This window comes from Thermoplasmatales archaeon, assembly GCA_026127925.1.
GTDB lineage: Archaea > Thermoplasmatota > Thermoplasmata > Thermoplasmatales > Thermoplasmataceae > JAKAYB01.
Map to the genome: position 1 here is coordinate 21232 of JAJSLM010000004.1, position 22194 is coordinate 43425.

The 22194-nt window shown below is 41.2% G+C and carries 20 protein-coding genes and 1 tRNA gene; 14 read left to right on the forward strand and 7 right to left on the reverse strand.

The genetic code is table 11. The annotated features are described in order from the left end of the window. Positions 1-23 precede the first annotated feature (23 nt). Complete coding sequence (locus LVQ96_04750; protein MCW6170463.1) at positions 24-257, reverse strand: hypothetical protein; 234 nt, start codon at positions 255-257, stop codon at positions 24-26. 161 nt (positions 258-418) lie between these two features. On the opposite strand from LVQ96_04750, the gene LVQ96_04755 reads away from it, so the two are divergent. The 3 genes from LVQ96_04755 (at position 419) to LVQ96_04765 (ending at position 3201) form a co-directional block, all read left to right on the forward strand. Then, positions 419-1867, forward strand: a complete 1449-nt coding sequence (locus tag LVQ96_04755) for a hypothetical protein (protein MCW6170464.1) — start codon at positions 419-421, stop codon at positions 1865-1867. Between the two features lie 94 nt (positions 1868-1961). Next, entirely contained in the window at positions 1962-2423 is a 462-nt protein-coding gene (locus tag LVQ96_04760) for a YbhB/YbcL family Raf kinase inhibitor-like protein (GenBank protein ID MCW6170465.1), read from the forward strand. Positions 2424-2562: 139 nt separating this feature from the next. Continuing rightward, positions 2563-3201, forward strand: coding sequence for an HAD-IA family hydrolase (locus LVQ96_04765; GenBank protein ID MCW6170466.1), 639 nt, complete (start codon positions 2563-2565; stop codon positions 3199-3201). A gap of 55 nt (positions 3202-3256) precedes the next feature. On the opposite strand, the gene LVQ96_04770 is transcribed toward LVQ96_04765, so the two are convergent. Further along, positions 3257-4084 carry an SDR family oxidoreductase gene (locus tag LVQ96_04770; protein MCW6170467.1) on the reverse strand — a complete coding sequence of 276 codons (828 nt, stop codon included), beginning with the start codon at positions 4082-4084 and terminating at the stop codon, positions 3257-3259. A gap of 164 nt (positions 4085-4248) precedes the next feature. Here LVQ96_04770 and LVQ96_04775 point away from each other — a divergent pair, with 164 nt between their 5' ends. Beyond that, a complete protein-coding gene (locus LVQ96_04775) occupies positions 4249-5151 on the forward strand; it encodes a dihydroorotate dehydrogenase (GenBank protein ID MCW6170468.1) in 903 nt (300 codons plus the stop codon). After that, on the forward strand, positions 5148-5894 hold the full coding sequence (locus tag LVQ96_04780) for a dihydroorotate dehydrogenase electron transfer subunit (GenBank protein ID MCW6170469.1): 747 nt from the start codon (positions 5148-5150) through the stop codon (positions 5892-5894). The genes LVQ96_04775 and LVQ96_04780 overlap by 4 nt, the downstream gene beginning before the upstream one ends. A gap of 628 nt (positions 5895-6522) precedes the next feature. On the opposite strand, the gene LVQ96_04785 is transcribed toward LVQ96_04780, so the two are convergent. Together LVQ96_04785 and LVQ96_04790 are read right to left on the reverse strand one after the other, a co-directional pair. Then, positions 6523-6921: a hypothetical protein gene (locus LVQ96_04785; protein ID MCW6170470.1), complete on the reverse strand. Its 399-nt coding sequence runs from the start codon at positions 6919-6921 to the stop codon at positions 6523-6525. 79 nt (positions 6922-7000) lie between these two features. Beyond that, positions 7001-7855 carry a DMT family transporter gene (locus LVQ96_04790; protein MCW6170471.1) on the reverse strand — a complete coding sequence of 285 codons (855 nt, stop codon included), beginning with the start codon at positions 7853-7855 and terminating at the stop codon, positions 7001-7003. 162 nt (positions 7856-8017) lie between these two features. Here LVQ96_04790 and LVQ96_04795 point away from each other — a divergent pair, with 162 nt between their 5' ends. Together LVQ96_04795 and LVQ96_04800 are read left to right on the forward strand one after the other, a co-directional pair. Beyond that, positions 8018-9187, forward strand: a complete 1170-nt coding sequence (locus LVQ96_04795; protein MCW6170472.1) for a cation:proton antiporter — start codon at positions 8018-8020, stop codon at positions 9185-9187. Between the two features lie 41 nt (positions 9188-9228). Continuing rightward, positions 9229-10704 (forward strand): aldehyde dehydrogenase family protein, encoded by a 1476-nt coding sequence (locus LVQ96_04800; protein ID MCW6170473.1) that lies wholly within the window; start codon positions 9229-9231, stop codon positions 10702-10704. An 87-nt stretch (positions 10705-10791) separates the two neighbouring features. Here the strand turns inward: LVQ96_04800 and LVQ96_04805 are convergent, their stop codons facing one another. Further along, positions 10792-11034 (reverse strand): hypothetical protein, encoded by a 243-nt coding sequence (locus LVQ96_04805; GenBank protein MCW6170474.1) that lies wholly within the window; start codon positions 11032-11034, stop codon positions 10792-10794. Positions 11035-11622: 588 nt separating this feature from the next. Here LVQ96_04805 and LVQ96_04810 point away from each other — a divergent pair. From LVQ96_04810 to LVQ96_04820, 3 genes are all read left to right on the forward strand, one after another. Continuing rightward, on the forward strand, positions 11623-13068 hold the full coding sequence (locus LVQ96_04810) for a menaquinone biosynthesis decarboxylase (GenBank protein MCW6170475.1): 1446 nt from the start codon (positions 11623-11625) through the stop codon (positions 13066-13068). A gap of 8 nt (positions 13069-13076) precedes the next feature. Beyond that, positions 13077-13937: a putative 4-hydroxybenzoate polyprenyltransferase gene (gene ubiA, locus LVQ96_04815; GenBank protein ID MCW6170476.1), complete on the forward strand. Its 861-nt coding sequence runs from the start codon at positions 13077-13079 to the stop codon at positions 13935-13937. Positions 13938-14026: 89 nt separating this feature from the next. Continuing rightward, the gene (locus LVQ96_04820; GenBank protein MCW6170477.1) at positions 14027-14590 is read left to right on the forward strand and encodes a UbiX family flavin prenyltransferase; all 564 of its coding nucleotides are present in this window, start codon (positions 14027-14029) and stop codon (positions 14588-14590) included. 110 nt (positions 14591-14700) lie between these two features. Here the strand turns inward: LVQ96_04820 and LVQ96_04825 are convergent, their stop codons facing one another. Continuing rightward, positions 14701-15366 carry a M48 family metallopeptidase gene (locus LVQ96_04825; GenBank protein MCW6170478.1) on the reverse strand — a complete coding sequence of 222 codons (666 nt, stop codon included), beginning with the start codon at positions 15364-15366 and terminating at the stop codon, positions 14701-14703. A gap of 53 nt (positions 15367-15419) precedes the next feature. Next, positions 15420-15492 (reverse strand) — tRNA-Gly (locus LVQ96_04830). 887 nt (positions 15493-16379) lie between these two features. Between LVQ96_04830 and LVQ96_04835 the strand changes: the two genes are divergently transcribed. The 4 genes from LVQ96_04835 to leuS all read left to right on the forward strand — a co-directional run bounded on the left by LVQ96_04835 (position 16380) and on the right by leuS (position 22178). After that, positions 16380-18203: a radical SAM protein gene (locus tag LVQ96_04835; GenBank protein MCW6170479.1), complete on the forward strand. Its 1824-nt coding sequence runs from the start codon at positions 16380-16382 to the stop codon at positions 18201-18203. A 39-nt stretch (positions 18204-18242) separates the two neighbouring features. Further along, positions 18243-18650, forward strand: coding sequence for an archease (locus tag LVQ96_04840; GenBank protein ID MCW6170480.1), 408 nt, complete (start codon positions 18243-18245; stop codon positions 18648-18650). A 233-nt stretch (positions 18651-18883) separates the two neighbouring features. Next, positions 18884-19435 (forward strand): arginine decarboxylase, pyruvoyl-dependent, encoded by a 552-nt coding sequence (locus LVQ96_04845; GenBank protein MCW6170481.1) that lies wholly within the window; start codon positions 18884-18886, stop codon positions 19433-19435. 1 nt (position 19436) lies between these two features. Next, positions 19437-22178: a leucine--tRNA ligase gene (gene leuS / locus LVQ96_04850; protein ID MCW6170482.1), complete on the forward strand. Its 2742-nt coding sequence runs from the start codon at positions 19437-19439 to the stop codon at positions 22176-22178. Positions 22179-22194 lie beyond the last annotated feature (16 nt).

Here is a 22194-nt window from a genome sequence, read left to right on the forward strand (position 1 = left end):
ATAATACGTGTATTTTATAATGATTATTGAGATTCATCTTCTTTGTTTTTTAATTCTGCAAGAAATTTCTTATATTCTTTATCGTTAAACTCGAATATTACTGGACCGACATACCCACAATCGTTACATTTATATGTTCCCGTAACAAAGCCTATCTCAAAGAATATATTTTCAGATCCACATTGAGGACAGACTTTATGCTGCCGTGGCAGCGGTTCACTACTCATCTTCTTTTCTTCATTATTTTCAGATTTCATTCAAATCAGTGCCAAAGTTCCTACCATTCAACCTCAACATGCTATTTAACTCTTGTCTATTGTAAAACGAAATTTGTTAATTGGTACTTTTAGAAATAATGTCACGGTATTTTCTACTTCGTTGAAGCTTGGCTTAAATATGGCATAATCAATTACATGTTATGCAGAATCCGGAACAATACTACGACCTGATTATTTCAGGGGCTGGTTTTGCAGGCCTATCCGCCGCGATCATCGCATCCAGAAAACTGGATCGAGTTCTGCTAATAGATAGAAATCCAAGCAAGAACGTTGGGAAAAAAACCAATTGGGGGTGGGTATGCGGGGATGCCATCGGGAAACCACATATTGATTTCCTGGAAAGGAAGATTGGGGTAAGCTTTGGATCTCCAGAGATAGAAAGAGATTTTCATGCAGTTTATGCTCTTTCTCCTGATCTGAGAAACAGATTCAAATTCGATGGGGATGGCTACGCACTCGATAGACCAGAATTTGAGGCCAGACTCCTTAGAATTGCCCTTAAAACTGGTACAAAATATCTGGATAATTTTGAAATAGACGGCCCTATATTGGAAGGCAACAATGTTTCCGGGATTTATGGAAGAGATCAAGATAACCAATTGATGACTTTCAGATCGAAGGTTGTAATAGATGCTTTGGGTATATCGTCGATACTAAGAAGAAAACTTCCAGAAAATCCATTCATACAGAGAAACGTAGAACGTAATGACATAGTTCTCACTGGGAGATACATTTTTGAGTATGATCGTTCCGATGAAAACCCAAGTTTTTTTGACAAGAGCAATGCATTAATTCATTTGAACAATGACATAGCGCCTGGAGGTTATGCTTGGGTCTTCCCAAAGGGTGAGAACAGGGTTAACATCGGCCTAGGAGTCCAGCAAGCGGCTATGGAAACGAGAAACCAGAAGTTTAAGATGAATGATACGGTAAAATCGCTCCTGGACAATTATGTGAAACTCAATTCAAAATTACACAATTTAAGGATCTATGACAAGAACAATAACGGTACCGGTTTCTGGACAGTTTCTGTTCGCAGACAGCTTGACTCTATTGTTTTCAACGGATATATGGGTGCAGGTGACAGCATGACCATGCCGAACCCACTCAGCGCAGCAGGTATAGGACCTGCTGTTATCGCTGGAGTCCTCTCTGCGGAGAACGCGATAAGGGCAATAGAAGAGCGAGATGTGTCGGTAAGGGGACTATGGAATTACAATTTAGACTACAACAATGCCTATGGAAACAAGATGGGTGGCATGGAGCTCTTCAGAATTTATTTGCAATCACTTAGCAACAAAAGCCTCAATTATGGCATGGAAAAATTCCTGACACCAGAGGAAGCTTCCGAAATCACGCTCGGAGGTGTTCCAAAACTATCTGCCTTGTCAAAATTGAAATTTGCCTTACGAGGGCTAGGAGATATCAAAGCTTTCAAAGGGCTCGTTTATACAGTACAGCAAATGAGATTCATGGATGAACTTTATCGAAATTACCCAAAGAATCCGGACAAGTTTGTAACGTTTTCAACTGCGGTAAAAAGTGAAATAGAGCAGGCAAAACAGATGTTCAGTCCACTTACGCTTTGAGTGGGGATTTTGTTGAATACTTAGAAAACAACAATCGTCTCCGGTAATAAATGAATCATGGATAACTTTTTTTTAGGGATTGCAATTATACGTTATGACTTTTAAGATAGACATACCTGCTTTCAAGTATGGCGCAGACATTGATAAGAAGTTTACCTGCGAGGGCGAAGATCTATCTCCGCAGATTAAATGGGAGGAAGAACCAGCGTCAACAAAATCGTACATACTAACTGTCGAAGACCCGGATGCCCCAGGAGGAACATTTATCCATTGGGTGATGTATAATATTCCCTCCACTGTCAAAGAGATTCCGGAAAATATTCCGAAAACTGAGGAGACTCCGCAAGGATTTACGCAGGGGAAAAATAGTTTTGGAAAAATTGGGTATAATGGACCATGCCCCCCAAGAAGGAGCAAACACAGGTATTTCTTTTTCCTCTATGCGACCTTAGTGACCGAGAAACTTCCACCGGGAATGACGCGTTCCGACCTAGAAAAGATCATCGAAGATAAAACCATTAAGCGAGTCACCTTCATGGGTCAATTTGGAAGGTAAACCCATCCACTTTCTACGTTCACATCCATTTCCAATACGATCATATAAGAGATATTGAAGTTAAAAGCAGGTTCTCTTTAATCGTGGCGTATTTCTGAAGAAAATGTAAATTACCAATGTTGCAATGGGTGATTGAATTTTGTTGATAAAAGCAATGATATTTGACATGGACGGCACCCTTCTCGATAGCGAAGCCATATCATCTGCTTCCACGGATTATGCCTTCAGGACTGTTCTCGGACGAGGCCTTACTCCGGAGGAAAACGCCAAGCTGATTGGAAGACCGGTAAGCAAGGTACTGTCTGAATGGTATCCGGATACTGGTAACAAAATCTATGAACTGAGTAAATCTTTTTTTCATGAAAGAGTTCGTCTGATAAGTTCATACCCGGGAGTGAAAAATCTTATCTCTGACCTAGTAAAAAACTACAGACTTGCGGTGGTAACATCAAGTAAGAGGAAAGACGCGGATATACTCCTCAAAAATACAGCTCTGGATGGCTATATGGATTTCTTCATTGGGCAGGAAGACACAGAATTCCAGAAGCCTGATCCTGAGCCTATTAAACTTGCGCTACATAAACTGGGCGTTCATTCAAGGGAAGCTGTTTTTGTTGGTGACCAGCCGTACGATATTATCGCTGCTCACCAGGCAGAAGTAGTTGCCATTGGTACCACCTGGGGTTCTGGAGACCGCGAAACACTTGAGATGTATCATCCGGATTACATCGTCAATAAGCCAGAAGAACTTAAAGACCTCCTCGATCTCTTGTCATAGCCGTGGGCAATATTTACCAGAAGATTCCAGTGAAACAAACTATGCCGATACAGGGTCATATCTCCGGGATAAATCTATCGTCTATGAAGCTGGCACCTCCGTCAACAAATATTACCGAAGCGTTGAGAAATGCTGCGCCTTCTGTGGCGAGAAATAATGCTGGTCCCACAACATCTTTCACACGTGCCCAGCGATTCAGAGGAGATTTAGAGGCACACTCTAAATAGCTTTTCCTGTCCTTTCTGAGCCCCTCGGTCATAGGTGTTTCAACAATCCCAGGAGCGATCACGTTAACTCTGAGGTTATATTTTCCCATTTCAGCAGAAAATGCCCTGGCTAACTGTATTACAGCTCCCTTGGTTGCCGAATAAACTCCCTGACCTATTTCGGTTCTCTGGGTCAAAGAGGATGCTATGAGCACAATGCTTCCTCCGTTGAATTCCTTCCCGATCCTTACGGCGATCTCCTTTAAGGCGATGAAGGCACCCTTAAAATTCAATTCAATAGTTCTGTCAAAAGTTTCATAACTGAAATTCTCTATTCTTTGAACTGGATCGATGCCCGCGACTACGTAAACTACGTCTATTTTTCCTAGCTTCTCAATTGCTGCAGAATAGAGGTTTCTGACGCTGTTGACAGAGGTCAGATCACACATTTCCGTGTAAATAGTTCCCTCTTTTTCCTCTACACTCAATCTTAATTTTTCAAGGGCCTTTTCATTTATGTCCGCTGCCATTACCGTTCCACCGTTAGCGAGAACGCCATACGTTATCCCGAGACCGATTCCAGAACCTGAGCCAATTACAAGCGCCCTTTTTCCATTCAAAGATAGAAGGCCTCGCATTTCTTCAAAATTGCAGTATTCATCATTTTCCGTCGACATGGAACACTAATAGAATATGAACTAATAGTTGTTTTCAAACAATAAGAATAGTTAAGAATCATAATGTTTTTGCAATTGAACAGATTTATATTTCTCCATATATCTCTTGGCTAAAAAGATCAGAAAATTGCTTTAAGGTGCAGGACATTTCTCTCTGAATTATTATGCCGTCTATTAGAACCAACGTAGGCTCAATTTCTTTGGAAAATCCATTCATGCTTGCTTCTGGTATACTTGACGAAAACGGCTACACCATGAAAAGAATACTGGAAAATGGTGCGTCCGCTGTTGTTACCAAATCCATAGGCACGGATGAAAGGGCCGGTTATTCCACCCCGGTTATTGCCGAACTACCTTATGGCCTTATTAATGCGGTTGGGCTTGCAAACCCTGGAATTGACAACTTCGGTGAAGAGATAAAGATTGCACTTAAAGGAAAAGGGCCAGTTATTGGAAGTATATTCGGTTCCACTCCGGAAGAATTTGTGAATCTTGCCCTTAAAATGGAGAACTATGGAGTAAATGCAATTGAACTGAACTTATCCTGCCCCCATGTGAAAGGCTTTGGGTCTGAAATAGGCTCTGACCCGGATCTTGTTGAGGAGATTATTAAGGAACTTAAGTTAAAGACAAAGATACCTATCTTTTCTAAGCTTTCACCCAATGTCACTGACATTATTTCCATAGCCAAAGCTGCAGAAAGATCGGATGCCTTAGTGATGATCAACACTGTAAGAGCAATGTCCATAGATATATACGCAAGGAAGCCCGTATTAAGCAATACATACGGAGGCTTATCTGGCCAGGCGATAAAGAACATAGGTGTAAGATATGTGTATGAAGTCAAGAAGGAGACAGGGCAACAGATAGTTGGTGTTGGAGGAATAGAAACTGCAGAGGATGCAGTAGAATATATTATGGCTGGTGCATCCGCTCTCCAGGTAGGAACTGCGATCCATAAAAAAGGCATAGGTATTTTTAAAGAGCTTTCTAGGGGACTTGAGGAATTCATGAATCATGAAGGATTTGAAACCATAAGTGCAATGACAGGAGTTGCTTTGTCTTGAATTTTTCAGTTATATTGAGCAAGGAGACGGTAGCAAAGAACACAGTTACTCTAAAATTCTCCTTTGACAGACGCGTATACGCTGGACAGTTTGCCATGGTTTGGGCGCCTGGAAAGGGAGAGATACCAATTTCATTTTCGCACACCGGAGATCCGAAGGGTATAACTATAAAGAATTACGGGGATATGAGCGCACCGATAGTTGCACTTAATGCCGGTGAGAGAATATTTTTCCGCGGTCCTTATGGCAATAGTTTCACTAAGCCGATAGGAGGCGATTACCTATTAATTGGAGGTGGATCTGGAATTGCAAGCCTTGCTCCATTAATATCAAAAAATGCCCATGGCATTATTTCTGCGCGATCTATGGAGGATTTATTTTTCCTTGACAAGTTTGAAAAATCCAAGGTCACAGCGACTACGGATGACGGATCCTTCGGAATCAAGGGAAATGCACTCGATGCGCTAAGAACACTCGACGTGGAAAAGTTTGAAAACATATATGTGTGCGGCCCAGAAAAAATGATGAAGGGGATATACGATTACATTAGACCAAAGAACATTGCGGCAGAATTTTCTCTTGAAAGGCCAATGAAATGCGCTATAGGGGTTTGTGATTCCTGCTCCGTAAATGGTATACAGATTTGCAAAAGCGGACCGGTTTTTGGCATGGATTCTTTAAGGGATTTCACCGAATTTGGAACGAGCAGACTCCTGCTTTCTGGAAAGCGGGTGAGTATCTAAATTCAACACTGGTTTTGAATTTTGCAATGCCACACTTGGATTAGTCGGTGGTTAAAGTGTATGCTTTGTTTATTTAACATTCGCGAACGAAAATTCATTTGTTATGGTGAAATTGATCGAAAACCCTATATGTCAACCGGAGATAATATTCCGGTGTGTAGGATAAAGAACGAAAATGCTAAGATTGCCTGATGCCTCATATGTGTCTGCATGCCTGAATTGAGTCTACTTGATCGAGAGAGGAAAAAACTCTCGGCCCGGTGAAAATTAAACTTCAGGGAGGTCTTTGCAATAATATCTGAAACAGGAAGTCGCAACATTTCTCGCGATAGGATGCCACTACAGCAAAAACTGATAAAAATGGAGATATATCAATGCCTGAACAATCAATAGAAAGTAAATGCATTTTTCACGAAGAAGGAATGTGTTTGCTTCATGAGAATTTTCCAACAAAATGCAAACTTTGTTTCAATTTTGCATCGGTTCATAGACTTATTTCAAAAGGAAAAATTAAACCAATTTACACGTTATCTGACTATTTGGACGCAACGGGTCAGGGTGATCTCCTATATCCAAAGGATGAAACACTACAGGACACCCTTGAACTTTAAAGTGTTACGGGCACCGGCTAATATATCAGAAATTCTGCGATTGTAAAACCGACAAGGGCGAATAGAGATAGAATTGCCAGAACAATTTTAAGGTTTGTTTTCATCCGCTGGCTTCTTGTTCGTTCTATTGGAAGCTCACCCTTGGCATCCAGATCAAAGAAGGTTTCAAGCGGGACAGAAAAATACGGGTTTCTTATATCGTTGACGTAAAACTCGCTCCTGTCTTCAAAGCCAAACGGATAGATCAAAAGATATCTGTGATACTTGAAATCAATTTCTGGATAAGGGTTTCCAGTCGATAGATCTTCAAGCCAGTAATTGAATATGCGAGGATCAAATTTAAAATCTGTGTGAGATGTAAAATACGGATTTTTAAGCATTTCAGAGATTTCATCATCAGTGTATTTGAACTGCATAACAACAACCTCCAAGTACATGTTATCATAGTACAATCGATTATTTACGCCGTTCCCCTAATATATTACCCAAATTCTACTATGGTTTATTGTTGTTGTAAAAAGGCTTAACGAAACTGATTCCTCTTTTGAATCTCGACATAAATATGCCGATGAACATTATTATTACACCTATTATTGAAAGTAGCTCCGGTAAGGATTTTGTGACGAACACCCCAATAACCATGGTAAGGGCAGGAACGCTGAAAGAAAGAACCGTGATTCGATTCACTTTGCTTATTCTAATCATGTAGTTCCACATAAGGAAGGTTACGACGCCTCCAAGAGTGGAGAGCCAGAGAAGGTCTATTACGAAGTCTCCTGTTGGGACAAGCCTAAAGTCCAGAGGGCTCAAAGCAAGCATGATAACTGCTCCTATAAGGAATTGAGAGGCGTTCAGTGCTATGGGGTCCTGGGACTTCATCTTCCTATACATTACGGTATATGATGCCCAGAATACCGCATTGCCCACAGTCAATAGTATGCCTGCAAGATCGAAACCACCCAAGAGCGGCAAACTGTAAATAATAACGCCGAAAAAACCAGTCACAGTACCTATGATCTCTAGATGAGTTGGCTTTTCCCTGATCAGTATAAACGCTATCGGGAGAGAAAAGAGTGGCATGGAATAACTAAGAACCGCCGACTCTGATGGAGAAACTATAGTGAGGCCATATGCCCATAGGATAGTACTCGACGCAGTTAGAAGGGAAAATATGATTATATCTCTACTAAAAACAAGCTTTCGTGAGATAGCAAGGAGAATAACGCCCCCTATCAAGAACCTTAAACCCATGTACACCAGAGGAGATGAGAAGAGAAGCCCATTCTTGGCAAAATAATAGCTCAGGGCAGTAAATACCACATAAGGTAGCAGGAATTTTAGCTCCTTCACTGTAGGGGTAAGTTGAGTTTGTTTAAAGATATATTTGAGGCAAGGGTATTATCTCGGCGTTGAACTGGACAAGAATGCCTGATCTGGTCGACCACATACATATACTGGTGGTTGTTTGTATAAAAAATATTATAAGGCAGTTGTTGCTCATACAAAGTAGGTATGGACATAATCTTAGCAATATTTCTGCTCCTGTTGTTTGCTCTCATATTTGGTGAGCTGTTTGAAAAATTTGGTCTACCGTCGATCGTGGGGGAGATCCTTGCAGGAGTGATCCTCGGCCCGGCTGTATTGAATTTTATAAAACCGGGTCCAATACTTTCCGGGTTCTCCGAGATAGCCCTCTTTTTCATCGTTTTGCTCATCGGAATAGAGCTTACAACGGAATCACTAAGAAAACACTACAAGACGGGTGTACTTTTTTCCATGACAAGTTTCGTGATCCCTGTAATTGCCATGATCTTGATCTCGATTTTCCTGCTCCAACTCAAGGAGGAGACTGCGACAATACTTTCAGTTGCAATAGGCGTTCCGTCAATCTCTATAATTTCTGTTATAACGAACAGGCTGGGATTGTTGAAAGTGGATGATGGAAACATAATTATTGCCAGTGTTGTCATTACGGACGTAACCGCATTTGTAATTGCGTCGATATACATTGGAAAGAATATTTATCTCGTGGTATTGGCCCTTGTTGTTTTTCTTGTCCTCCTCTTTCTGCTTGACCATTTCATAAGAGCAAATTCAGAAAGAGTTGCAAACATTTTCAGAAGATTGCACGCTGCTGACCGAGGAGAGAAGATCATATTTGGTGCAATTATTCTAGGCGGTCTTGTTATATCGAGTCTTTTTGAATTTATAGGTATAACTTATGTTCTTGGCGCATTTTTCGCAGGTCTTCTTATCAGTGACGTTGTTGTTGGAAAATCGCTGCAAGGCATACTTACCAGAACACTGACACGATTGGACGACAGCTTCTTCATACCTATATTCTTCAGCATTGACGGCTTATCTGCAGTTATACCATCGATGCATTACGTTGCTATCCTAATAATTCTTATAGCCACCACCGGCATCATAGGGGGTGCGCTAGATCTTTATCTTGGGCGTAGGGTATTTAGAAATATCAAGGGTAGGACCGCTGCAGGCATTTTTGGTGGAAGAGGGGCTGTGGGGATCATTATAGCAACTGTTGCATTCAACGCGGGTATCCTATCTGTTGATCTTTTTTCAGTTGCGATATTCGCATCAGTACTCCTTTCACTTATTTTCTCTCTTTTCATAAACAAGAGAGATGTTAACACAATTGGAGATCCGGATATAATTTCTTGAATCCTGCTAAAAAGTTTTATCGGATGTGTCGATTAAGTTTTATGAAGAATTTTATAGATGGCGAATGGATAGATTCAAGCAGTGGAGAAACTTTAGAGAAGATAAGCCCGGTTGATGGTAAAGTCATTGGCACGTTCCCCTCTGCAACGAAAGACGATGTTGATAGGGCGATAGATGCTGCAGATGAAAGCTTCGAGAGTTGGTTTTCTCTGGGTTCCGTGGGACGCTCAAAAATAATATACAGAGCAAAGGAGCTTATTGAACAGAACAGGAAAGAACTTGAAGCCCTCCTTATGAAGGAGAATGGTAAGATCAAACTGGAAACGAAGGAAGAAGTTGATGGTGTTATAGATCAGATTCAATATTATGCTGAATTCGCAAGGAAAATCACAGGTGACTTGGTAGAAGGAGATACATCGACGCGAAAGATCCTTCAGTATAAAGTTCCTGTAGGGGTTGTTGTAGCATTGACACCATGGAATTTCCCAGCAGCAATGGTGGCAAGGAAATTGGCCCCTGCATTGATGACCGGCAATTCCGTTGTTATGAAACCTAGCAGCGATACGCCCTTCAGTGCTGAGTGGATTGTTAGAAAGTTTACCGAAGCTGGTTTGCCCAAGGGGGTTCTCAATTTTGTCACAGGCAAAGGATCAGTTATAGGTGATTACATCGTCGCTCACAAGAAAGTCAATCTAATAACGATGACCGGTTCGACCTCTACGGGCCAGAGAATAATGAAGAATGCTTCCAACAACATGTCGAAATTGGTTCTTGAGCTTGGTGGAAAGGCGCCGTTCATGGTCTGGAAGGATGCTGATCTGAAAAACGCACTCAGAACACTACTCTGGGCAAAGTTCTGGAACTCAGGCCAGTCTTGTATTGCTGCAGAACGTCTGTACGTTCATTCCAGTGTGTACAAAAAATTCATGGATATGTTCGTGAAAGCAACTTCTCAAATAACGGTTGGTGACCCTATGTCCGCGAGAATGGGACCTCTAATAAACAAGAGTGCACTTCAGACAACTGAGAAGTTTGTATCCGATGCTATTGATTCAGGCGCGAAGATAGCTTACGGTGGAAAAGTCCCGAACCTTAAGGGAGATCTTGCAAACGGTTATTTCTATGAACCTACAATCATAGAAGATGTTACGCAGAAGTCTAACCTATTCCAAGAAGAGGTTTTCGGCCCGGTCCTTGGCGCAATGGAGGTTGAGGATGAGGAGGATATGTATACAAAAGCGAACGATTCAAAATACGGGCTTGCTTCCTATCTCTTCACTTCGAATCCAAATTTAATATTCACTGCAGCCGAGAGAATAAGGTTTGGGGAACTTTACGTAAATATGCCGGGACCGGAATCTTCGCAAGGATACCACACCGGATTCAGGCTTACCGGGCAGGCTGGCGAAGGAAGCAAGTATGGAATAGAAGAATATGTAAAACTAAAGAATGTTTACGTCGATTATTCCGGAAAACCACTGAGCATAGAAACCGTCGACGAAAAGTTAATCGGATAAAAAAAATACAATCTTTTTTAATATAAACTGGATTTAAGAACTATGGTTCAACTTTTTTTGGACTATAGTGAGTTTATCCAACCTAGTTCATTCACTATATTCCGGCAAACCGTGAATACTCCTATCAGGATGTTTTTCTTCCCATTCTTCTATGGGCATTTTCCCTATTATTGCAACATGATCAAATGTACCTTTTCCACATTTAGGACACTTGAAATAAAGGCTTGCAAAAAGATGTGGACGCAGTATGTCACTTGCCCTAAACTCATGTAGGAACTTCTCGCCGCACGAAGAGCATGTTATTTCCCAAATATGGACCTGCTTCGTCATTTAAACCATAAGTTGATCAAATGTGAGGTAATAACCTTGTTGATTATGATGCTTAATTTTTTGCATCTGTCGGCACATGTTTGAGAAAAACTATGCCAGAATGAACCGCACAGGGAAAAGATCACAAACAGGTATAACATCCTCTACGAAGAGGAAAACCATGGACATGCCATGGAAATCTGACAGATACTGTTCCGATCAGAGCATCCTTAATGATTTTGGCAAAAAAAGGTATATTCAGCATTCCCGGTAATAATTTCATAATACTGGGTCCAAATGGTTGGAATGACACAATTATGAGATTCATGGGAGGTCTAATCCTATTCCCGAGAAATGCGTCAGAAGAAAAAACTCAAAATCGGATTTCCGCAGACGAGAGAATGATAGGGCCGATCATGTTCTCGCATCAAAAGAAGAACATAGGAACATCGAGATTCTCCACAGATTGGTGTTAATGTACAATTAAACTGCTTATGCGCCAGAATCCAGATCCAGAAACTTTCTTGCACCAGATTAAGGGAGTACTTTCGGTTTCAGGGGTCCATGCCAAATGAAGAAGGTTCAAAAAGGTAATCCCGATACATATCCATGTCTTTCGAAGACTTGCACGATTATATATCATTTCTGTCGAATAAGAAAGATCTAGTTAGAATCGATGACTCCGTCGATACAGACCTCGAACTTACTTATATTCTTAGTGAAGAGGAACGCGTAGGGCGGGGACGAACTATATTGTTTAGCAATATTAAGGGAAGCAGCGTAAGTGCTGTTGGTAACCTCTTTTCAACACACGAAAAAATGGGATATGTCTTGGGAGAAGATCCTAATACCCTTGGCTCGAGAATAACGAACCTTGTCAAACCACCTCCAGAGAAAAGCTCATTCATTGGAAAAGGACTAGAAATGATGAAGGAACTTGGCGGTCTTCGCCCCAAGATTTCGAATACCCTTCCAAATGATAGGATCGAACTGGAAAAAGTCGATCTATTTCGGTACCCTATTTGCAAGACCTGGCCACAGGACGGGGGGAAGTTTATTACTCTTCCGCTTGTCATCACAAAGGATCCTGAAACAGGAAACAGGAACATGGGCATGTATCGCATGCAGGTCTACGATTCTGAGACTACAGGTATGCACTGGCATATTCATAAGGGTGGTTCAGAGGATTATATAAAAGAAAAATGGCGGAAAGAAATTATGGACGTGGCAGTAGTAATAGGCAGTGATCCTCTAACGATATTTTCTGCTGTCGCGCCTCTACCAAGCGGAATAGATGAGTTCATGTTTCGTGGTCTCATCTCAAAGAAGAGATCTGAACTAGTTAAGGGGAAAACTGTCGATTTGGAATATCCCAGAAATTTTGAAATTGTGCTTGAAGGCTATGTCGACCCCTCTGAGACCAGAGTAGAGGGGCCATTCGGAGATCATACCGGCTATTACTCACTAGAGGAGGAATTTCCTGTGTTCCATGTCAGGAAAATCGTAGAGAGAAAGGACAGAATATATGCGACCACAATCGTGGGAAAATTATGGCATGAAGATGTTGTAATCGGAAAAACAGTTGAGAGGATGTTCCTTCCATTTATACAGATGGTAATGCCGGAGATCGTTGACATAAACACTATGGAGGAGGCAGTTTTTCACAACATGGTAATTGTTTCAATAAGGAAGATGTATCCCGGACACGCGAAAAAGGTCATGTTTGGCCTCTGGAGCCTTGGACAGCTAATGTTCTCCAAGATTATCGTGGTTGTTGACAATGATATAAACATACATGATAGAAAGGAAGTAATATGGGCAATGACAACAAGGATCGATCCGGAGAGGGATGTAACAATTATACCCGGTACTGTAACTGATAGCCTAGATCATGCTTCTAGAATCTTCAATTATGGCTCAAAGCTGGGTATCGATGCTACGCGCAAAGGTGCATCGGAAGGCTACACAAGGAGGTGGCCTGATGTTCTTGAAATGCCGAAAGATCTTGAGGACAGAATGAAAAAATTGCTAAAAGACAGGTTAATGGATAAGTAGATTAGCAAATGAAATTCAGCGATATCATTGATTACATAAAACTTGAGCACACCGTTTTCGATATTCCGTTTATCTTCACCGGCTACGTAATTGCGGCCGGAACTCATATTTACCCGGTGAAAATATTGCTTATATTGATCGCTGCCGTCTCAGCAAGGTCAGCAGCTATGTCTCTTAACAGGATACTTGGCCTGAAGTATGATCGCACAAACCCAAGAAAAAAGGATTGGGCTCTCGTATCCGGGAAGATTAAGTTAAGAAACGCCGTTTATTTAACGGCCTTTTTTATTTTTATTTTTGAGCTTTCATCATATCTGCTCAACACCTTCGTTTTGCTTCTCTCGCCTGTGGTCATTTTTCTGTTCCTTTCAGACCCGCTACTTAAGCGGTACACTGTATGGCGACACCTATACATGGGATCGGCTATTGGAATAGGAGTACTCGCAGGCTACCTTTCTGTAATTCCGTCCTTTCCCCTGAATCCCCCAATTTACCTTATTTTCGTCGCTACATCTTTCTGGATTGCCGGATTTGACATGATATACGTTCTCCCAGATATTGAATATGATAAAATTAATGGACTAAAGACCGTTATGACAAAATACGGCGTGCAGAGGGGTTTGCAGATATCCGACATTTTTCACGCGATTACGCTGATCTCTTTCTACGCTTTGATATTCTATTACCCAACTGCCTGGTACATGGCTGCGCTTGTAATCATAACTTTCCTGGTAGTATATCAACACTTTATCATAAACCCATCCGATTTGAATTCGGTTCGGACCTCGTTTTTCAGGCCCAATTCATTCATTGGCTTCACTTTTCTACTGGCGATTATACTCACAGTAGCGCTTCCAATAACGATCTGAATCTGAATATTCCGTTAGTTTTATATTTTAGGGCTGGATTTAAATTATTAAGCAAAAAGAATATTCGTATGACTGTACTACTCCATTACATGAGAATAGTAATATGCATAACAGGTGCAACCGGTGCAATTTATGGTTACAGACTTCTACTTGCTGTTAAAGATCTGAGCAGTATAGAAAGTTATTTGATTATAACGAAAGATGCGGAAACAACACTGAAACTAGAAACCAACCTTGATTACGCCGACGTCTCCGCACTGGCAACTCATGTTTACGATGAGAATGATTTTCAAGCGCCAATAGCGAGCGGCTCGTTCATTACGGATGGAACAATAATTGCACCTTGCTCGATGAAAACGCTCTCCGCCATTGCCAATGGATATGAACAGAATCTAGTTTCCAGAACAGCCATGGTAAGCTTAAAAGAGAAAAGACCATTAATTGTTATGGTAAGGGAAACACCTTTCAATATCATTCACCTGAAAAACATGGTCAGCGTGGCAGAAGCCGGAGGTATTATTATGCCTCCGATGCCACCTTTTTATTTTAAAATTAAGAATATAAATGAGATGGTAGATCTTACTGTAGGAAGAGCACTGAACATGCTTGGAATTGAAACAGCCCTAATGAAACAATGGGGTGTAGATAAGTAAAATCAATGTTAACTGCCATTTCCTCTTAAATATTCAAATCTGAAAGTATTTCCGCAAATTATAAGACAAATGCAGCGTAATTTACAATTTAAGTCAAATTTATGAAATAATTAGATTCTTAAACTGAATACATTGTCTCTCAACCATTTTTGCCTGACCGAATAATCCGGCATGTTCTTCTTAACAATGTTCCAGAACCTGCTGGAGTGATTTCTTACTACCGTGTGTGCCAGTTCATGAAGTACAACATAGTCTATTATTGGTATCGGTGCCATTACTAGCCGCCAGGTGTAATTAATATTTCCATTTTTAGAACAAGATCCCCATCTCTTTTGAGCGGATGTAATCTTTATTGCAGAATATTTTAATCCTGTGTTCCTGGCAATGATTTCTGTTCTTTCTGAAAGCTTCAAAAAGGCGGCGTTTCTGTACCATTCAATGAATACCTTTTTTCGATCAAGAACCTTTGTGCCTATGATAAAGTGATCCTCTTCTATGTGCAATTGATCATTCAATTTTCTTGAATTTTTTAGCTTAAGACTCTTCCCTAAATATAGAAATTCCTCGTTTTCGGTAAAATTTTTGTGCTGCGACTCGGAAATTTTAGATAGCATTGTTCTCCTGTTTCTGGCAATCCAGTTGCTATTCTGTTCGACTATCCGAAGAATGCTTTCAGTGCTTAGCTGAGCTGGTACTCTTACGACCAGTTCTGCATTTTCATTAATTTGGAGAGAAACCGTTTTTCTGTTGGATCTTATCACCTTATCTGGAAACATTTTTCATCTCCCCAAATCACTAGTTTAAATTATATAGCCCTCTAAAGTTAATATGCGGGCGCCGGGATTTGGACCCGAGGCACGAGCTTGGCAAGCTCGCGTGTTACCAGGCTACACCACGCCCGCTCAAGGGGTTAAACTCAGAAATCACTATTAAGTTTTCCATGCTTATTTGATCACACAGGTAGTAAAGGAATGTTTGAGGAACTGACCGTATTCCGTGGGTACAAAAATATAATTGACAGATATGATATTAAAAAGTTCTCAAACACTTCATCACATCTTTTACTGAATCCAAAAATTTTTAACATTTGCGAGCGAGAATTCTCCTTCCGCAAGATAGGGGATGAAAGCGAGTGAAAGTTTATTTGTTCTACCAACAGATAGTACTGTCCGCTGGCAGATGGAAGTGAAGGAGGTCGGACAGCATATTGCTTCATGTGTGCCTGCGTCCGTAAAGTCAGATGGCTTAGCATGAAGAACAGAGTACCTTCGGGCCGAGGGGAATTCAAGCCCATGGAGATTTCGCCAGTAACCTTTGAAGTGGGAAGCTCCCTGCGAAAGCTGGGAGAGGAGGTCACAATTGTCTAACCGGTCAGCTTCTTCGTTAACTCTTAAGAACGCTTATAGAGTGTTCATATCTAAGCATGGGCCTGTCCTCAATAAGTCACATAAATTCACCTCCAAAAATACCAAATAATGCTTGAGGCATGAAATTAGCTATATTCACTAATTAAGTCGTCATATTGTCGACTAGTTACGTAATGCGGTAATTTCACACGTTTCCAGTGTAACGCATTTCAGGGATACGGTAATTTTCCGCATCCTCCATTAAATGATAAAGAGGATGTTATCAAAAATCAGTAAAAACAGAGCTCCGTGCAAATATTAATGGATGAAATAATATAGTTTGTAGCAGTTGGCGCTATATAAAATGAAAGACAATTAGCTCATATAACTACAAAACTCTTTTAACAATTATGATTCTATAGGTTTTAAGGTGACTGAGTTAGATGATACTTGAAGAAGAAAGGAACAAGTATGCCGAAATCCGTTTCGCGAGTGATTTCGAGATCAGTAAGAATGCTCCTTTTAAAACGGTAGACGAATTTGTAAATGCCATGGGGCATTTGATAACGCCAGATATGATGATAATAAGGGTCACAGAAAGCCTTTGTCCTATCTGTGTTGATGACGAGAAATTTGATCAGATGAGGATTCCTGCTATTGTGTACGAAAATGGCGGGGAAGTCAAACTAATAAAAGAGTGCGCTGAACATGGAGTTACAAAAGAGAAGTACTGGGAAGACTATGAGATGTACGAAGAAGCAAAGAAGTGGCTTGACCCAGGAGTAAAGATTCTTAATCCCCATGTTGCATTCTATGAGTCAAAGATAATTTGCCCAACACACTGTGGTCTTTGCGTTAAGCATAAATCTCACACCGGCCTCGGAAATATTGTTGTAACGAACAGGTGCGATCTATCGTGTTGGTACTGTTTCTTCTATGCGAAGGAAAACGAGCCGATCTATGAACCAAGTCAGGACCAGATAAGGATGATGCTCAGAAGAATGAGGAACGAGAAACCTGTCGGGGCAAATGCAGTTCAGATCACAGGTGGCGAGCCAACGATCCGTGATGACATTATAGATGTTATCAAGATTGCAAGAGAAGAAGGATATGAACATATTCAGTTGAACACTAACAGTATACGTGCAGCTTTCGATCCTGATTTCCCAAAAAAAGTCAGAGAAGCGGGTTCAAATGTCATTTATACGAGTTTCGACGGGCCTACACCAAGGTCTAATCCTAAGAACTTCTGGGAAGTACCTGCGGCACTTGAGAATTACAAGAAGGCACCGTTGGGTGTTGTCCTTGTTCCTACAGTGATCGGTGGGATAAACGACCAGTATCTGGGAGATATTATAAGATTCGGTCTATCAAACATAGATGTTGTCAGAGCAGTTAACTTCCAGCCAGTCAGTCTGGTTGGCAGGATGCCAGACAGAATGAGGGAAAAGCAGAGAGTAACAATTCCCGGCTGCATAAAGAAGATAGAGCAACAAACTGATGGGCTAATAGGTAGGGAAGACTTCTTTACTGTTCCTTCTACTGCGAAGGTTTCAAACTTCGTCGAACAACTGAAGGGCAAGGAAACCTATAAACTCTCAATACACTTTGCGTGCGGGATGGGAACTTACCTGTTCCAGGACGATGAAAAGATCGTACCTATAACAAGGTTTATCGATGTTAGAGGAATGTTCGAGTATATAGGCGAACTGGCTGATGAAATTAAAGTGTCTAACTTTAAATCTCTTACAAAGGCAGTGACGGTTCCAAAGTTGCTTATGAAGATTGGAAAGTTCGTAGACAAGGAAAAGGCACCAAAGGATTTCAAGCTGAAGGACATGATATACAACGCCTTCACCGAAGGCGATTACCACGGACTGAAAGCTTTCCATTATAAATCTATGTTCATTGGTTTCATGCACTTTATGGACCCATATACATACGATGTTGACAGAGTAGAAAGATGCGACATACACTACGCGATGCCAGATGGCAGGGTCGTTCCCTTCTGTGCGTTTAACGTAATTCCTGAACTTTACAGAGATGCTACTCAGAGGAAGTATTCTATCCCAGCGAAAATGTATGAAGAAAGGACAGGAAAGATCCTCAAGAAAGAGAAGTACTTCAGGGAATACTCGAAGGAAGACAAGAGAAGAATTCTCGCTTTCTACGAAAACAGCATAGGAAGAAAATTATCAGAGGATGAGATAGGTCTTAACCTGGATGAACCAATTCCGGTCATATCATCTCAGAGACCCGATAATTGAACCTAACTTTTTATTTATTACAATCCAATTTCCTTTTTATTGAAATTTGAAGTTTTAGATCATGTTTCGGATGTCGGCCTGCGTTTCTTTGGGCATAGTTTTAAGGCGCTTCTGAATAGTGCGATGAAAGGAACGGCTTATCTCATTGGTGATCGCGATGCATATTCGATGCCAATTAAGAAAACTGTCCGGCTCCGGTTCAAAACACCTGAGGACCTTATGATACAGATCCTGGCTAAAGTGGTATATTTCTTTGATACAGAGCGAATAATATTAAATCATGCCGAAAATATTCCTGAAATATTTCCAGGTCAAGCCAGAATAACCCTTACCGGTTATAAAGTTGGACCAAAATTTAATTATCGCTATCTGCTCAAATCCCCAACATATTATGACTTTGTCCTTTCTCCGGAGAAAGGTTATGGAGAAATTATTTATGACATCTAAACAGGGTTATTTTTCCAACAAAGCCGAATTCCATAAGAGAATACGGTTCACTGATCGACGGCTTCTTACGAGTTAACTCCTGTTATTTGTTCGCGTTCTCCCATAACATTAGAGATTGATATTAGATTCATTTTCGCTGATCAATTCGAGTTCTCCACGTTTCGTTCTGTGAATTTTTAATTTCTAAGATAGCATAACGTGAATTTATTTAATGTGAAAGCATTTCGCTGAGTATGTCTTCACTTGTTGCAAAGAAGGTATTTTTTACGCGAGGAACTGGAAGGGGGCAGAGCGAACTCAGATCTTTTGAGGAGGCTTTGCGAGATGGCGGGATCGCACCATACAATATAGTTGGAATAAGCTCTATTTTTCCGCCCTTCGCCGAAACTGTGACTAGGGATGAGGGTCTCAAGCTGCTTTCGCCCGGTCAAATATTATTTACGGTTCTTGCTCGAAATTCCTCAAATGAACTCAACAGGATGATATCTGCCGCCATCGGTTACGCCATCCCCACGGATAGGAGCAAGTGGGGTTATCTGAGTGAGCATCATAGCTTTGGGGAGACAGAGAAAGTAGCTGGCTTCTTTGCTGAAAAACTTGCGGCAGAAATGCTTGCAAGCACGATGGGCCAGGCGTCTGAACTGAAATGGAATCAGGAAAAAGAGGAATACGTTCTGAAGGATAAAATTTTGACAACGAAAAACATTTGCTCGACTGCTGTGGTCCTGAATCCTGGAGAGTGGACAACGGTTATTGCCGCAGCAGTTATGATTATGGGAGATTAACATGGATCATGAGACAGAAAAAAAATGGCAAGAAAGATGGCAAAAATCACGCATATTTGAGCCCGATATAGATCATTCCAGAGAAAAATATTTCATAACGGTACCGTGGCCATATACTAACGGAGCCCTTCATGTAGGGCACGGGAGAACCTACACTATTGCCGACATAATCGCAAGGTACAAGAGGATCAGGAATTACAACGTTCTCTTTCCTATGGCATTTCACCAGAGCGGGACCCCTATTCTTGCGTTTTCTGAGCGTTTAAGAAATAACGACCCTGATACCGTACAACAGTACAGAGACTACCTTTCCGGCTATGAAGAAGAAACGGAAATTGATAGAAGAATTGAGGAATTCAAAGATCCAAGGAAGATTGCCGAATATTTCTCAGAGAGAATCGTAAAGGACTTTACGGAACTCGGTTACTCTATTGATTGGCGGAGGAGATTCACTTCTGCTGATCCATTTTATCAGGAGTTTGTTAAAATACAATTTCTTAAATTGAAGGAGCTCGGACTCATAAAGCAGGGGGACTATCCTATACTCTACAGTATAGAGGACCAGAACGCAGTGGGAGAAGATGATATACAGGACGGAGACATAAATAAGGTAACTATTGAGGAGTTCACTGGCGTTTTCTTCACGGGGGAAAAGTATTCCTTAGTCGCTGCAAGCTTGAGGCCTGAAACAATATTTGGAATAACAAACCTGTGGATTTCTCCTGATTCAAGATACGTTCTGTTAAAATTTAACGATAAAAAAATTGTTGTCTCCTCAGAATCCTATGAGAAGCTGAGGCTGCAGAACAGCAAAGTAGAATACATATCGGATGTACCTGTACCTGAAATCGTTAGCCACCAGTATAAGTTGCCGTTCCAGCACAGGAAGGTTGGTGTCTACACGTCCGCATTCGTGGATCCGGATAATGGCACAGGTGTAGTGTATTCAGTTCCAGGACATGCAGTGTGGGATTACGTTGCAATGAAAGAGCAAAAAATAGACATCGATCCCATCAAGGTAATAGAGACGAAGCCCAAAACGAGCGTTGAAAGCCTCGTCACCTCTGGAAAAATATCGTCCATAAGCGAAAGGGACAAAATATCAGAGGCTACTCAGGTACTGTACAAGGAAGAATTCTACAACGGCGCCATGAACGATAGGAATGAGAAATACAGCGGCCTTTCCGTACAGGAAGCAAGGGAAAAGATAAAATCCGATCTCTTCTCAGAGGATCTTGGTTTCATTGTTTATGAATGCTCTAGGAAAGCCAAGACCAGAGGCGGATCAAAGGTTATCGTGGCCGTGATGCACAATCAGTGGTTTATTGATTATTCAGTCAGGTGGTGGAAGGACAAGTCGCTGAATGTGGTGGATGAAATGCAATTTTATCCCCAGTATTACAAGGACGCAATGAAGGCGGCGATAGAGTGGCTCCGGGAACGCCCATGCGCAAGAAGGAGAGGACTTGGAACAAAGTTACCCTTCGATCCTGAATGGGTCATAGAGTCGCTTTCGGACTCTACAATATATCCTGCAGTCTATACTAATTCTTTTCTTGTGAAAGAGGTCTTCGAAAGAAATGGAAAGAGGATCGACGAGGGTACTCTCGATTTCATATACTTCAACGGGAAGCCGGAACGTGCCGAAAACACAGATAAACATAATTCGGAACTCGTTAAAGAAGCGAGGGGACAGATGGATTACTGGTACGGTGTTGATCTTAGGGTAACAGCGTACCCTCATCTCAGTAACCATCTTTCTTTCTATGTTATGAATCACGCTGCTCTTTTTGGCATTGATAAACAGCCAAAAGCACTTGTAATTTCTGGGTTGGTCACTTCTGGCGGGTCAAAGATTTCAAAGAGCAAGGGTAATGTCATAACTCTCCTAAAAACTATAAACGAGTATTCGGCAGATATTTACAGACTCTTCGTGGCCATGAATGCTGACATATCGTCCACGTCAGACTGGAACGAAAGCGAGATATCGACGCTAACAAAGAAATACAACGCCTTCGTTGACCTTTTCACGGACACCAGAGAATATGAAAAAAACCAGTATATAGAAGACTGGTTTGTGTCAAAATTCTATATGAATGTCCACGAGTACTTCAAAAAGATGGAACAGTTCAGTATAAGAGACGCCTACATTTCAATCTTCTACGAGGTATTGTCCGATCTAAAGCATGTTGAGGCACGCTATGGAAATGTTTCAGAATGCCTTAACAGAGTGAAGAAGATTTGGCTAACACTTCTAACTCCGGTGATTCCACACACATGCGAAGAATTATGGGAGAAGAGTGGCTACGATGGGTTTGCAAGCACATCAAAGCTTGATCCGAAGGAAGTTCCGGCTCCAGACCAGGATATCATTGCATCAGAAGAATACGTGATGGATCTCATAGACGATGTAAAGCAGATCATAAAAGCCACAGGTCTGGACCCAAAAATGATAACGATCAGGACATGCGATGCGGAAGTAAGAAAGATGGCTGAGACTATAGATGAGGGCAATAAAGATCACATAGATCCTAGAATGAAACGGTTTATCCCGGAATTCATGAAGAACAGAAAGAACATGAAATTCAACATCAGGAACGAGATGGAGGTCATTGCAAACAACCTTGAATATCTGAAGCACACATTCAACTGTGATATTGATCTGGGCGAAAGTGACCCATTTGAGGACAAACATATAGGTTGGCCTGGAAGACCGTATATTCACATCTTGCAGAACCCATAAACTCTTTATTAATCAA